The following is a 12,239-nucleotide window of genomic DNA, read 5'->3' on the forward strand; positions in this document are numbered from 1 at the left end:
TTCCATCCTTTGCTTCAGGAGGCAGTCACCGCGGTTTCCCGCAACGCCGCCAGCAATGCCGCAACGTTTGCGCCACGGCAATCCACAATTCGTTTGGCGCCCAACTGCCGAGCCATCTCCGCGACCCGCGGACTGGGTACGAACAAGGTTAGCTCAAGCAATTCAGGCCAGGTATCGGCCGCCAGCTCATGCAGCGACAGCAAACCCTGCCCACTGCTGACCACCAGGCCGTTGAGCCGTTCCGAACGGACCGTAGCGGCCAGCGTGCCCGGCGGGTAAGCAGGAAGCCTACGCCGGTAGAGTTCGAGGATATCCACCTGCACCCCACGCCCGCGCAACGTCTCGGCGAGCAACTCACGCCCACCCTCGCCACGCAGGATCAGCACCTTCGGATCGGGTCTGGCCAGCGCCGCGTCGAGGCGCGGCAGCGCCAGCAGCGCCTCGCTGTCATCGCCGCGCTCCGGCCAGCTGGTGTCCAGACCGTAGTCGGCGAGTATCGCGCCGGTGGCAGCACCGACGCTGAACCAGGCCTGGCCAAGCGGTGGTTGCGGCCAGTAGCGGTCGAGCAGCTCGATGCCCAGCCGCGCCGCCGGTTTGCTCACCACGATGACCGCGCAGTAGTGATCCAGGTCGAGAATCGTCGCGCGCTGCTCGGCGGTTTCCGGCAAAGGCTCGATCGCCAGCAGCGGCAGGCTCGCAGTGTGAATGTCGTCTTCAGCCAATGATGCCGCGACCGGCCCGCACTCCTCGGCCGGCCGGGTCAGCAGCACACGCCAGTCATTCACTCGTGGCCAGCCTCACCGTAAACCGCCTGGAGGATCTGCTCGGCGCCCTGGTCCAGCAACTGTTCGGCAACCCGCACACCCAATGCCTCGGCGTCGGCGGCCGGCGCACGCCCCTCGGCGCGTAGCAGCAAGGTGCCGTCCGGCTGCCCGACCAGCCCGCGCAGCCACAGCTGCTCGCCTTCGAGCACCGCGTAACAGGCAATCGGCACTTGGCAACCGCCGTTCAAGCGCTTGTTCAAGGCACGCTCGGCGACGACGCGGGTAGCAGTCTGCGGATGGTTGAGGCACTCCAACAGCGCATGCAGCTCACTGTCGCCGGTGCGGCACTCGATGCCGACCGCACCCTGACCGCCGGCCGGCAGGCTCTCATCGACGCTGATACTGGAGCGGATGCGCTCGCCGAAGCCAAGGCGGATCAGCCCGGCGGCGGCGAGGATGATGGCGTCGTACTCGCCGGCATCGAGCTTGGCCAGTCGGGTATTGACGTTACCGCGCAGGAACTGGATTTTCAGGTCCGGCCGACGCGCCAGCAGTTGGGCCTGGCGGCGAAGCGACGAGGTGCCGACCACGCTGCCGGGCGGCAGCGCATCGAGGTCGTCGTAGTGATTGGAGACGAAGGCGTCGCGTGGATCTTCACGCTCGCAGATGCAGTACAGGCCCAGCCCTTCGGGAAACTCCATCGGCACATCCTTCATGGAGTGCACGGCGATGTCCGCTTCGTTCTCCATCAGCGCCGTTTCCAGCTCCTTGACGAACAGGCCTTTGCCGCCAATTTTCGCCAGGGGCGCGTCGAGCAGCTTGTCGCCGCGGCTGACCATCGGCACCAAGGTGACCTTCAGCCCCGGGTGCGACGCTTCCAGGCGCGCCTTGACGTATTCGGCCTGCCACAGGGCCAGGGCACTCTTGCGGGTGGCGATGCGAATTTCGCGAGACATGGGCAATTCCAGAACAGTGAATTGCCGGCGATGATAACAGGCCGGACAACCAGCCTGGGTTGGCCGGAATCAAGTAAAGAGTGGTGTCACGCCACTGTGCCGGAGCCCGCCAGCTGCAGGAGCTGACGGTCACCGACGCCGCGAACCGTACTGGTTCAGAGGTTCTGCATCAGCTTGCGCACACCGGCCACATGCCGACGGCTCACCGTCAGCGCCTCGCCTTCGAGCCCCTTGAGGAACAGCTGGAAGTGCCCGAGCGGCGTGCGTTGCAGGCGCTCGATCCGGTCACGGAACACCAGCGCGTTGCGGTGGATACGCACGAAGCGCTCACCGAACTCGTCTTCCAGGGACTTCAACGGCTCGTCCAGCAACACTTCGCCGCCTATGTGGCGCAAGGTGACGTACTTGTGATCGGCAATGAAGTAGATCACGTGGTCCAGCGGGATCAGCTCGATGCCCTTGCGGGTACGCGCGCTGATGTGACTGCGCGGTCCGGCACCGGAAACCGCCGCCGGCCGGGTCAACGCGGCGAGCTGCACCCGGTTCGGCCGTTCCGCCTTCTTCAATGCCTCGGTGAGGTGTTCCGGGCGTACCGGTTTGACCAGGTAGCCAACCGCGCTGACCTGGAACGCTTCCAAGGCGAATTCATCATGGGCAGTACAAAAGATCACGGCCGGCGGCGCATCCGTCTCGCAGAGCTTGGCGGCAACCTGCAGGCCATCGAGCCCGGGCATGCGGATATCCAGCAGCACGACATCAGGGCGCAGTTCCTCGATCAGCGTCAATGCTTCTTCGCCATTGCTGGCAGCGGGCTCGAGGACACGATAGCCGTCGAGGTCACCTACCAGTCGGCTGAGGCGCTCGCGGGCTAGAGGTTCGTCATCGACAATCAGGACATTCATATAGATCTGGCTTCCTGCGTTTGTCTCGCACATGGATAGCGTAGACATGTGTAATGGCGGCCTTCACGGCGCTCCACGCTGAGACTCGCTAGCGGACCGAAAAGTGCCGCTAATCGTGCGTCGATGTTCTGCAAACCCTGACGTGTCCCGCGTGAAGCCTGCGTTTGAGCGACTTCGTCGAAGGGGTTACTGACCACCAACTGAAACGTGCCATCGACATAATCGGCGGTTACGCTCACCACACCTCCCTCGATACGGGGCTGGATGCCATACACCAGTGCATTCTCCAGCAACGGTTGCAGCGTGAGCTGCGGAATCGGCAGATCGTCCGGTACGCCGTCGACCTGCCAGTCCATCTGTAGACGGTCACCCAGGCGATATTGTTCGATCGACAGATAGCGCCGCGACAGCTCCAGCTCTTCGCTCCAGGCCACCAACGTGCCGGGACGCGCCAGGCTCGCGCGAAACAGATCGGATAGATCCAACACCGCCTGCTCGGCCTTCACCGGATCGCTGGCCACCAGCGCCGCGATGCTGTTGAGGCTGTTGAACAGGAAATGCGGGCGGATACGCGCCTGCAGCGATTCGATCCGCGCGCGCAGTTCAGCCTGCTCCTGACGGCGCCATTGGCTCTGCAGATAGAAATAGCGTAGCAGCAGCCCCGACATGATCAGGCTGATCAACGCATGGCGCAGGTAGAGGTTGACCTCGCCGTCGCGTGAAAGCGGCCCGCCGAGCTGGTAGATATCGGCCACCGCCGTGCAAGCCAGGGTCAAGCCGACCACCAGCGCGCAGCAGGCAAGCCCCGCGAAGGCCGCGCGGAGGCGCGCCAGCAGAGGCCGCAGCAGGCACATGGTGCCGGCCGAGAGCAGTACGATCCACTGCACGAACAGCGAGGTCAGCGCCAGACGCATCCAGTTGAAGCTGGGCTGCATCGGCTCGGCCAGCACCAGCACGAACACCAGCAGTTCGGCGAGCAGGACGAGGCCGAGCAAGGCCTCGGGCTGGCACAGCTCGGGCACGAAGAATTCGTCGGTTAGGGCAGTGGATTTCACGCGATTCGGCCTGATGGTTATCTGGTGGGCGAGTTTCCTTGGCCGCCCCGGCAACGGCAAGACGATCGCTCGTCGCCATGCTGGGATTAGTCGGGATTTGCCAGCCAGCTCACCCTTCACGGCGAGGTTCCGACGTGCCCGACAGCAGCGCCATCCCTGTTATCATCGCCGCCTTTCCTCAGCCTTCGGATTTCAGCGAGCGCATTCATGAGCACCGACAAGACCAACCAGTCCTGGGGCGGCCGTTTCAGCGAGCCCGTCGACGCCTTCGTCGCCCGATTCACCGCCTCCGTCGAGTTCGACAAGCGCCTCTATCGCCACGACATCATGGGCTCGATCGCCCACGCCACCATGCTGGAAAAGGCCGGCGTGCTGAGCGCCGATGAGCGCGACCAGATCACCGCCAACCTGAAAGACATCCAGGGCGAGATCGAGGCTGGCACCTTTGACTGGCGCGTCGATCTGGAAGACGTGCACATGAACATCGAGGCCCGGCTGACTGACCGCATCGGCGTCACCGGCAAGAAGCTGCACACCGGGCGTAGCCGCAACGATCAGGTAGCCACCGACATCCGCCTCTGGCTGCGCGATGAGATCGACACCATCCTCGCCGAGATCACCCGTCTGCAGCAGGGTCTGCTGGGTCTGGCGGAAGCCGAAGCGGACACCATCATGCCCGGCTTCACCCATCTGCAGACCGCGCAGCCGGTGACCTTCGGTCATCACCTGCTGGCCTGGTTCGAGATGCTCAGCCGTGATTACGAGCGCCTGGTCGACTGCCGCAAGCGTACCAACCGCATGCCGCTCGGCTCGGCCGCGCTGGCCGGCACCACCTACCCGATACAGCGGGAAATCACCTGCGAGCTGCTGGGCTTCGAGGCGATCTCCGGCAATTCGCTGGACGGCGTATCCGATCGCGACTTCGCCATCGAATTCTGCGCCGCCGCCAGCGTGGCGATGATGCACCTGTCGCGCTTCTCCGAAGAGCTGGTGCTCTGGACCAGCGCGCAGTTCCAGTTCATCGACCTGCCCGATCGCTTCTGCACCGGCTCCTCGATCATGCCGCAGAAGAAGAACCCGGACGTCCCGGAGCTGGTGCGCGGCAAGACCGGCCGCGTGTTCGGCGCGCTCGCCGGCCTGCTGGTGCTGATGAAGGGCCAGCCGCTGGCCTACAACAAGGACAACCAGGAGGACAAGGAGCCGCTGTTCGACGCCGCCGACACTCTGCGTGACAGCCTGCGCGCCTTCGCCGACATGGTCCCGGCAATCAAGCCCAAGCGCGACATCATGCGCGAGGCAGCGTTGCGCGGCTTCTCCACCGCCACGGACCTGGCCGACTATCTGGTGCGCAAGGGCCTGCCCTTCCGCGACTGCCACGAGATCGTCGGTCACGCGGTGAAGTATGGCGTGCAGACCGGCAAGGACCTGGCCGAAATGAGCCTGGACGAGCTGCGCCAGTTCAGCGATCAGATCAGCGACGACGTGTTCGCCGTGCTGACCCTGGAAGGCTCGGTGAACGCCCGCGATCATATCGGCGGCACGGCACCGGCGCAGGTGCGCGCTGCGGTCAAGCGCGGCCAGGAGCTGCTCGCCAGCCGCTAAGCGCAAGTCCGGGACTCCCATGTTCGAACCGCTGCTACGCGGGCTAGCGTTTCTGGCCGGGGTGATCGCCGAGATCGCCCTGGCCTATCTTTTCTACACTACTGGCTGGTTTGCCTTACGGCTGCTAACGCTGGGCCGCTACCCAGATCTGCCGCTACGCCTAGCCGACCCGATGAGCTCACGTAGTGCCTGGGTTGCGGCGTTTGGTTTTCTTTGCCTGATGGGCTTGCCGTTGACGTGGCTGACCTTCATCTATGGCTGATCTTCTCCCGAGACAATTCAATGCCCCTCACCATCCGCCCCGCCACCCCAGACGACGCCGCGCTGATCCTGCGCTTCATCACTGACCTGGCGATCTACGAAAAGGCTGAGCACGAGGTCAAGACCGACGTCGCCGGCATCGAGAACAGCCTGTTCGCTGACGGCAGTACCGCCCACGGATTGATCTGCGAGCTGGACGGCGAGCCGATCGGCTATGCGGTGTATTTCTTCAACTACTCGACCTGGCTGGGCAAGCACGGCCTGTACCTGGAAGACCTCTACGTCACCCCGCAACAGCGTGGCGTCGGCGCCGGCAAGGCACTGCTGCGTTATCTGGCCAGACTGGCGGTGGCACGCGGCTGCGGGCGCTTCGAGTGGTCGGTACTGGACTGGAATCAGCCAGCCATCGACTTCTACGAATCCATCGGCGCCAGGCCACAGAGCGAGTGGATCGGCTACCGCCTTGCCGGCGACGCACTGTCAGAGTTCGCAGCGGGTTGATCACCCGCCCGAACGCGCCTGCGCCAGATTCCGCAACTGCGATGCCGCAGCGCAAGCCTCGCCTGCCCTTTGCCAACGCCTGGTTCTTTCCTGCTGCCGCGCTCTACGCAGCGCTCATCCTGCCAAGCTCGGTCCTTGCTCTCCTCGGCCTGATTCCGGCGTTGCCCGGATTGGTTACGCCCGCCGGCCACGCTCATGAAATGATCTTCGGTTTCGCCCTCGCGGTGATCGCCGGCTACCTGCTAGGTCCGCAACCGCTACGTTTTACCCTGACCCTGCTTGGCTGCTGGCTTCTCGCGCGGGTGAGCTTTCTGCTCTGGCCGGGCTCCTGGCTGGCGCTGGCGAGCGCAGCACTCTTCGCCGCCGGGCTTGCCGGGAAGATACTGCCGCGCTTTCTTGGCGCTGCGAAGAAGTGGCGCAACCAGACAGTCGCACCCATCGTGGCCGGGCTGGGGCTGCTCAGCGCGGCGGCCAGCGGGGGGTTAGGCGCGACCCTTGATCGATTGGCATTGCTCGAAGCGCTGCTGCTGCTCGCGACGCTGATGTTCTTCATGGGCGGCCGCATCATCGCGCCCGCTGTCGCCGGCTATGCACAGAGCCAGGGTCGGCAGCTGGCTGCGCGAGTCCAGCCGAATCTCGAGGGCGCCGTGCTGATCCTGCTGGGCCTCGCCCTTGTGCTCAACCTCCTGCCCTGGTCACTGGCCCGGCAATTGACCGGAGCAGTGCTGATCAGCGCCAGCGTGCTCACGATCATCCGTCTGCTGCGCTGGCAGCCGTGGCATTGCACGCGTCCGGACCTGCTGATCCTGCTGCTCGGCTATGCCTGGCTCGCGCTCGGGTTGCTGCTGTTTGGCCTGGGCACTCTGCTGCCACGGCTGCCGCTCAACGCAACGCTACACGCGCTGAGCGTCGGCGCACTGGGCAGCCTGACCTTCGCCGTGATGGCACGAACGCAACTGATCTACCGCTTTCGCGATCCGGCTGCGCAACCGTGGATTCAGGCCGCCGCGCTGCTGATCAGTCTGGCGGCCCTGGCCCGTGTGATGCCCGCACTGCTTGACCAGTCCAGACCGGGCTGGTTGCTGCTGGCGGCAATAACCTGGTCGCTAGCCTTTCTTGCCCTGACGCTGCTGCTCTGGCGCTGCCGCCACGCGCACTCGGATAGCCCGCGCCGCGCCGTCGACCGCTGAGTCATTTGCCAGGAACTCTCGCAGCTTGCGCTTGACCTACATGCAGCCGGCGGCTAATTCCAGCCGCAGCGGCCGTACTCATCGAGGCCTGCATGACCGACTTGCGCACCCTGCTGCTGAACCAGGACACCCAGGGCGCCGAGCTCTTCGACTCGCCCAAGGAGCGGCTGCTGTTCTACCGTTCGGAAATCCACTTCGAATCGTCATTGCTGGCCGAGCGCACGAGCGCATACCTGTCGTCGCAGTCCTTTCTGATGATCGCCTTCGCCTCATCGATGGCCAACAGCAATCCCGAATGGGGCGATCTGTTCCGCCTGGTCGTACCGGCCATTCTCTCGGTACTCGGGTTGATCACCTCGATTCACGCCATGCCCGGCATCAAGGCCAATTTCGAGGTCATTGAGCGCTGGCATCAGAAACAGGGCGAGCTGCTACAGATCGAAGGTCGCGTGGGCATACTGCCGAACAACGAGTCGGCGCTGTTCGGCGAGGGCAACAGCCCGCCCGGCGGACGTCGCTACAAACGCACGCTGCTATTTTCTCTACGTACACCCATCATTTTTTCGCTGGTGTGGAGCGCATTCGGCCTGCTTTGCCTGGCATTGAGCTTTATGGACTGACGCTGTCGTATGTTGCCGCGCATACTCGCATCTGCTTAGCTGCAAAACATGCAAACGGAGAAGTACCCATGTCCGAGCCCGACCGCCCACGCTTTCGCATCGATGCCGATCGCCAGGCCGCCCATCGACGGGTACGCTACGTTGAAACCAACCGTCCGGATGACGGCAGCTGTACGATCTGTCAGCTCGATGAGGAAAATCCGGCACCGCTCGACGAGACCCCCGCCATGGTGCAAGACACCCCTGAGAACGAAGAAGACGAAACCTTCGCCGAATCCCATCTGATCCAGGCCATCGAGAACCAGATCGAAGCAGGCGAGCCGGCAGCCACTCAAGCCACACTGAACAAGCTCACCCTGGTCGGCTACGAGCGCGACGAATGCCTGCAGATGATGGCGGTGGTTCTGGCACACGAAATCCGCAGCATGCTGGCCGCAGACCGGCCCTTCGACGCCAACGCCTACGAGGTCATGCTGCGCAAACTGCCAGAGCTGCCGGAAGCCACCGAATAAGACCTGGATCAAGGCAGGGCCACTGACAGCATCTACACTCAGCAAACAGGGCACGAGCCCACCATCCGAGGAGCGAGCATGTCGTACACCCCTGAGTTGGTCGCCGAACTGGACGTACTTCGACAGTTCAATCTGGAAAACCTGCAGGAAGGCCTGAAGGTTCATCACGACGCCAGTCCTTCGACTATCGCCGCCTTTTCACGTCTGCACGCCAAGGGCCTGATCACTCAGGCTGACGGCGGTTACCTCACCAGCCTCGGCCGTGACGCCGCCGAACAGGCACAAACGCTGCTCACCATCCTTTCGGAAACGGCCACGGCCTGAATAACCCCGTTTTACTGCGCTGCCCGGGCCGGATAATGCCGCCCCGGGCTTCGGTCGGTCGCCGCCAAGCTCCGAGCCAGCCTCAAGCCCTGCGCCTGTTGGCCGATGAACAAGGTTAGCCAGGCCTGCAAGACCCACCATGATCCGCACTCACCACCCTATCCAGCCGATTCTCGAAGACGGCATCGATCGCAAGGTCCTGACGACCCTGCGTGCGCGCTTTCTCGCAGTGAACGATGCCCGGTTGAATCGAGCACTGGCCGCCATGTCGACCCGCCAGCAGCAGGTGCTCAAGCTGTTGCCGCTGCTGTTCCACGTCAACCATCCGATGCTTCCCGGCTACGTGTCGACGAACACGCCGGCGGGGCTCGCCCACTTCGAGCCGGATAGCGAACACCTGGCCGAAGCGCAGCGCCTGAGCCGTTCATTTGCCTACAGGCCCGTGCGCGGCAAGGCACCGCGACCGATCCAAGGCCTGTTCCTCATGGGCAGCCTGGGGACCGTAGCGCAGGACGAACACAGCGATCTGGACGTCTGGGTCTGTCACGATCCAGCGCTGGACACCCAGGGACTCGAGGAACTGCGCCGCAAGTGCGAACTCCTGCAAGCCTGGGCGGCGACCCAGGGCAGCGAAGCGCACTTCTTTCTGGTCGATCCGCAGCGTTTCACCCAGGGCCAGCGCGAAGCCCGGCTGACCTCCGATGACTGCGGCACCACCCAGCACTATCTATTGCTCGATGAGTTCTACCGCACCGCGCTCTGGCTCGGTGGCTGCACACCGCTATGGTGGCTGGTGCCGGACTACGAGGAGCATCGCTACGACGATTACGTGACGACGCTGTTGGCCAAGCGCTTCGTCCGTGTCGATGAGGTCCTCGATCTCGGTCACCTCGGCCAGGTGCCGCCGGGGGAGTTCGTCGGCGCCGGGCTCTGGCAGCTCTACAAGGCCATCGCCTCCCCGTACAAGTCGCTGTTCAAGCTGCTATTGGTCGAGGTGTATGCCAGCCAGTACCCGCAACTTCGCTGCCTGGCGCTGGATTTCAAACGGGCCATCTATCACGGCAACGTCGAGCTGGACGAACTCGATCCCTACATCGCCGCCTATGGCGCCATCGAACGCTACCTGAGCGAACGCGGCGACCAGGAGCGCCTGGAGCTGGCGCGACGCTGCCTGTACCTGAAGATCAACCGCCCGCTGAGCCGACCACCGGTGCACCGCAACAAGAGCTGGCAGCGAACCTTGCTCGAAAGCATGACGCGCAGCTGGCACTGGGATGAACGCCAGTTCGCCCTGCTCGACAATCGCAGCCAGTGGAAGGTGCGCCAGGTCAGTCAGGAGCGACGGGCGCTGGTCAACGAACTGACCTATGGCTATCGCTTCCTCAGCGACTTCACCCGCCGCCTGCAGGCAGTCAGCCCGCTCACCAGCCGTGACCTCGGCGTACTCGGTCGCCGCCTCTACGCAGCCATCGAGCGCAAGGCTGGCAAGGTCGAGGTGGTCAACCTCGGCATATCCCCCGATATGGCCGAGGACAGCCTGACCCTGGCACACGGCTACGACGCTGCAGGCAATGTGCATTGGTCCCTCTACCAGGGCCGGCACTCGGCTCAGGAGCTGTCCAATTTCGCACCACTGAAACGCACCCGCGAACTGCTCGCGCTGCTCGCCTGGTGCCATCGCAACGGTATTGTCGATACCGGCACCCACCTTTCGTTGTTCCCAGGCGATAGCGGCTTGAGCGAGGCGGAGCTGTTTGCCCTGCTCAGCGACCTGCGCCGGGCGATGCCAATGCCACTGCCGCAGGTGGACGAGGAGGCACTGCTGGCGGCATGCAAACCCAGCCGTGTGCTGCTGCTGATCAACGTCGGCCTGGACCCCACACAACAGACCGCGTCAGGGCAAGCAGGTAACGAGCCGGCGCTACCGAGCGCAGCGGCGGAAAACCTCATACTCAGCATCGACCAGGTCACCCTCAACAGCTGGAACGAGATGCTGGTGACCCGTTACGACGGTCCGAAGGCGCTGCCCCTGTGCCTGCGCGATTATCTGGAGAACCTCGAGCCGGGCGCAGAGCTGCCGCAGCCGCAGGTGTTCTGCTTCGCACGCAATCGCGGGCAGCTCATCGCCCGGCGCGTCGAGCAGCTCTTCGACGATGCCCGCCAAGGCCTTGCCAGCGAGGCTCGAGGGCGCTACCTGCTGAAGATCCGCCAACATTTCCATGTGTTGCAACGCGATGCAGGCGAGCTGCGCCTCATCAATCTTCTCGACCGTTCAGCACTGATCGAACATCTGGGCGAAGCACATCACGCGTACCTGCCGCTGCAGCTCGACCGTGCGGCGCTGGAAGGAGACGACCTGGCGCTGATCCTCGCCCAGCAGCGACCAGGCTGCTTGCAGGTGTTCTACCGCGCCGCGGGCGAGCTTGCCGAGATCAGCGTACTGGACGAATACAACGCACTGTGGCGCCAGCACCTGCCCTATCGCGACGAACGCTCGCTGTTGCGACCGCTGATGCGTTTTCTCGAGTCGATGCGCTATCGACGCAAGGCACAGCAGGAAAATCAGGCCCAGCTGCTGGCTGAGGCGCCCATCATCTTCTACCGCATCCAGCCGGAGCAGGGATCGCAACCAGCACAACTCGAGCGCCGCCCCGCGCCATTGGAAGAAATCAACGACCCATTCTATGACGTGCAGGCCATCGTCGAAGCCGGCGACAACGGTCGTTCGCAGGTCACCTTGTACTGCAACCAGCAGGAATTTTCCGGTCTGGAGTACGGAGCCGGGCTGTTCGCCGCCGTGGCTCGCACCATCATCTCCCGCCGCCGTGATGGCGAGCGCTACCCCTGCTACATCACCGATCTCGACCTCACCGGCCTGCACGGCGGCGGGCGCAGCCAGACCGTGCAGTACCTACGCTACAAGTCCCGGCTAGAGGCTGCACTGAACGCCGCCATGGACGGCTAAATGATAAAGCTTCCCGCTTGATGTCATTTTGCCCTCAGGCTAGGATGCCCGGGCCATCCGCGCATTTCTTCGAGAGCGCACCATCGTGAACGAACAAAACAACAAAACCGATCTGTTCGCGGCTGATCACGGCATCCCCGTCGGTTCATTGCCGGCGAACCGAGCGCTGACAAGCCAAACCGCCATGGATGGCCACAAGACTTCGCACCGGGACGCTCAAGCCGGCTTCTGGCTGAGCAAGGCCATTAGTTTTCTCCTGCGTATCGTGACCAAGCCCGCGCTCGCCAAAGCGGACGACCGCGCGTCTCGCTTAAGGGAACAACGTGCCGAGCAGGTATGTGCGCATCCGGGCGAGCTCACGCTGATCGCCGCCGCTCTGGCACAGCTGCCGACGCGCACCCGCACGGCCTTCGAACTGCATCGCCTGCGTGGCTATACGCTGGAGCAGGTCGCAAGGGAACTGGACATCACTGCCGGCATGGCCCACCAGGCGATACGCACGGCACTCAGTCGCTGCGCGGCTGCGCTGGACGGAGCGACAAAGCAGCCGTAACAAGCCAAATCTGGGTTTATTCCAACTGTCGGTG

The 12,239-nt window shown here is 63.9% G+C and carries 13 protein-coding genes; 9 read left to right on the forward strand and 4 right to left on the reverse strand.

The window, feature by feature from the left end; translation table 11 throughout:
- Positions 1 to 14: 14 nt before the first annotated feature.
- From BHD08_RS11660 to BHD08_RS11675, 4 genes are all read right to left on the reverse strand, one after another.
- Positions 15 to 785, reverse strand: coding sequence for a uroporphyrinogen-III synthase (locus BHD08_RS11660; RefSeq protein ID WP_125022436.1), 771 nt, complete (start codon positions 783 to 785; stop codon positions 15 to 17).
- Positions 782 to 1,720 carry a hydroxymethylbilane synthase gene (hemC, locus tag BHD08_RS11665; RefSeq protein ID WP_015278410.1) on the reverse strand — a complete coding sequence of 313 codons (939 nt, stop codon included), beginning with the start codon at positions 1,718 to 1,720 and terminating at the stop codon, positions 782 to 784. Before hemC ends, BHD08_RS11660 begins: the two co-directional genes overlap by 4 nt.
- Positions 1,721 to 1,875: 155 nt before the next feature.
- Positions 1,876 to 2,622: a LytTR family DNA-binding domain-containing protein gene (locus BHD08_RS11670; protein ID WP_015278411.1), complete on the reverse strand. Its 747-nt coding sequence runs from the start codon at positions 2,620 to 2,622 to the stop codon at positions 1,876 to 1,878.
- Entirely contained in the window at positions 2,619 to 3,677 is a 1,059-nt protein-coding gene (locus tag BHD08_RS11675) for a sensor histidine kinase (RefSeq protein ID WP_125022846.1), read from the reverse strand. Before BHD08_RS11675 ends, BHD08_RS11670 begins: the two co-directional genes overlap by 4 nt.
- Before the next feature lie 207 nt (positions 3,678 to 3,884).
- Between BHD08_RS11675 and argH the strand changes: the two genes are divergently transcribed.
- The 9 genes from argH (at position 3,885) to BHD08_RS11720 (ending at position 12,205) form a co-directional block, all read left to right on the forward strand.
- Positions 3,885 to 5,279 (forward strand): argininosuccinate lyase, encoded by a 1,395-nt coding sequence (gene argH / locus BHD08_RS11680; RefSeq protein ID WP_125022438.1) that lies wholly within the window; start codon positions 3,885 to 3,887, stop codon positions 5,277 to 5,279.
- Positions 5,280 to 5,298: 19 nt separating this feature from the next.
- Positions 5,299 to 5,541: a hypothetical protein gene (locus tag BHD08_RS11685; protein WP_125022440.1), complete on the forward strand. Its 243-nt coding sequence runs from the start codon at positions 5,299 to 5,301 to the stop codon at positions 5,539 to 5,541.
- A gap of 20 nt (positions 5,542 to 5,561) precedes the next feature.
- Positions 5,562 to 6,041: a GNAT family N-acetyltransferase gene (locus BHD08_RS11690; protein WP_125022442.1), complete on the forward strand. Its 480-nt coding sequence runs from the start codon at positions 5,562 to 5,564 to the stop codon at positions 6,039 to 6,041.
- Between the two features lie 41 nt (positions 6,042 to 6,082).
- Positions 6,083 to 7,231 carry an NnrS family protein gene (locus tag BHD08_RS11695; protein WP_125022444.1) on the forward strand — a complete coding sequence of 383 codons (1,149 nt, stop codon included), beginning with the start codon at positions 6,083 to 6,085 and terminating at the stop codon, positions 7,229 to 7,231.
- Positions 7,232 to 7,323: 92 nt separating this feature from the next.
- Positions 7,324 to 7,851 carry a hypothetical protein gene (locus tag BHD08_RS11700; protein ID WP_125022446.1) on the forward strand — a complete coding sequence of 176 codons (528 nt, stop codon included), beginning with the start codon at positions 7,324 to 7,326 and terminating at the stop codon, positions 7,849 to 7,851.
- Positions 7,852 to 7,919: 68 nt separating this feature from the next.
- Positions 7,920 to 8,363, forward strand: a complete 444-nt coding sequence (locus BHD08_RS11705) for a hypothetical protein (RefSeq protein WP_125022448.1) — start codon at positions 7,920 to 7,922, stop codon at positions 8,361 to 8,363.
- Positions 8,364 to 8,441: 78 nt separating this feature from the next.
- Positions 8,442 to 8,687, forward strand: a complete 246-nt coding sequence (locus tag BHD08_RS11710; RefSeq protein ID WP_015278419.1) for a TIGR02647 family protein — start codon at positions 8,442 to 8,444, stop codon at positions 8,685 to 8,687.
- Positions 8,688 to 8,826: 139 nt separating this feature from the next.
- Positions 8,827 to 11,652, forward strand: coding sequence for a class I adenylate cyclase (locus BHD08_RS11715; protein WP_125022450.1), 2,826 nt, complete (start codon positions 8,827 to 8,829; stop codon positions 11,650 to 11,652).
- A gap of 85 nt (positions 11,653 to 11,737) precedes the next feature.
- A complete protein-coding gene (locus BHD08_RS11720) occupies positions 11,738 to 12,205 on the forward strand; it encodes a sigma factor-like helix-turn-helix DNA-binding protein (protein WP_125022452.1) in 468 nt (155 codons plus the stop codon).
- The last annotated feature ends 34 nt before the right edge of the window (positions 12,206 to 12,239 follow it).

Source organism: Pseudomonas sp. SCT (assembly GCF_003864275.1).
Taxonomy (GTDB): domain Bacteria; phylum Pseudomonadota; class Gammaproteobacteria; order Pseudomonadales; family Pseudomonadaceae; genus Stutzerimonas; species Stutzerimonas stutzeri_AE.

What these genes read in the sequence shown, in the direction of transcription:
- hemC (WP_015278410.1), bottom strand. Translation starts at nt 1,720, where the DNA reads ATGTCTCGCGAAATTCGCATCGCCACCCGCAAGAGTGCCCTGGCCCTG.
- BHD08_RS11670 (WP_015278411.1), bottom strand. Translation starts at nt 2,622, where the DNA reads ATGAATGTCCTGATTGTCGATGACGAACCTCTAGCCCGCGAGCGCCTC.
- argH (WP_125022438.1), top strand. Translation starts at nt 3,885, where the DNA reads ATGAGCACCGACAAGACCAACCAGTCCTGGGGCGGCCGTTTCAGCGAG.
- BHD08_RS11685 (WP_125022440.1), top strand. Translation starts at nt 5,299, where the DNA reads ATGTTCGAACCGCTGCTACGCGGGCTAGCGTTTCTGGCCGGGGTGATC.
- BHD08_RS11690 (WP_125022442.1), top strand. Translation starts at nt 5,562, where the DNA reads ATGCCCCTCACCATCCGCCCCGCCACCCCAGACGACGCCGCGCTGATC.
- BHD08_RS11695 (WP_125022444.1), top strand. Translation starts at nt 6,083, where the DNA reads ATGCCGCAGCGCAAGCCTCGCCTGCCCTTTGCCAACGCCTGGTTCTTT.
- BHD08_RS11700 (WP_125022446.1), top strand. Translation starts at nt 7,324, where the DNA reads ATGACCGACTTGCGCACCCTGCTGCTGAACCAGGACACCCAGGGCGCC.
- BHD08_RS11705 (WP_125022448.1), top strand. Translation starts at nt 7,920, where the DNA reads ATGTCCGAGCCCGACCGCCCACGCTTTCGCATCGATGCCGATCGCCAG.
- BHD08_RS11710 (WP_015278419.1), top strand. Translation starts at nt 8,442, where the DNA reads ATGTCGTACACCCCTGAGTTGGTCGCCGAACTGGACGTACTTCGACAG.
- BHD08_RS11715 (WP_125022450.1), top strand. Translation starts at nt 8,827, where the DNA reads ATGATCCGCACTCACCACCCTATCCAGCCGATTCTCGAAGACGGCATC.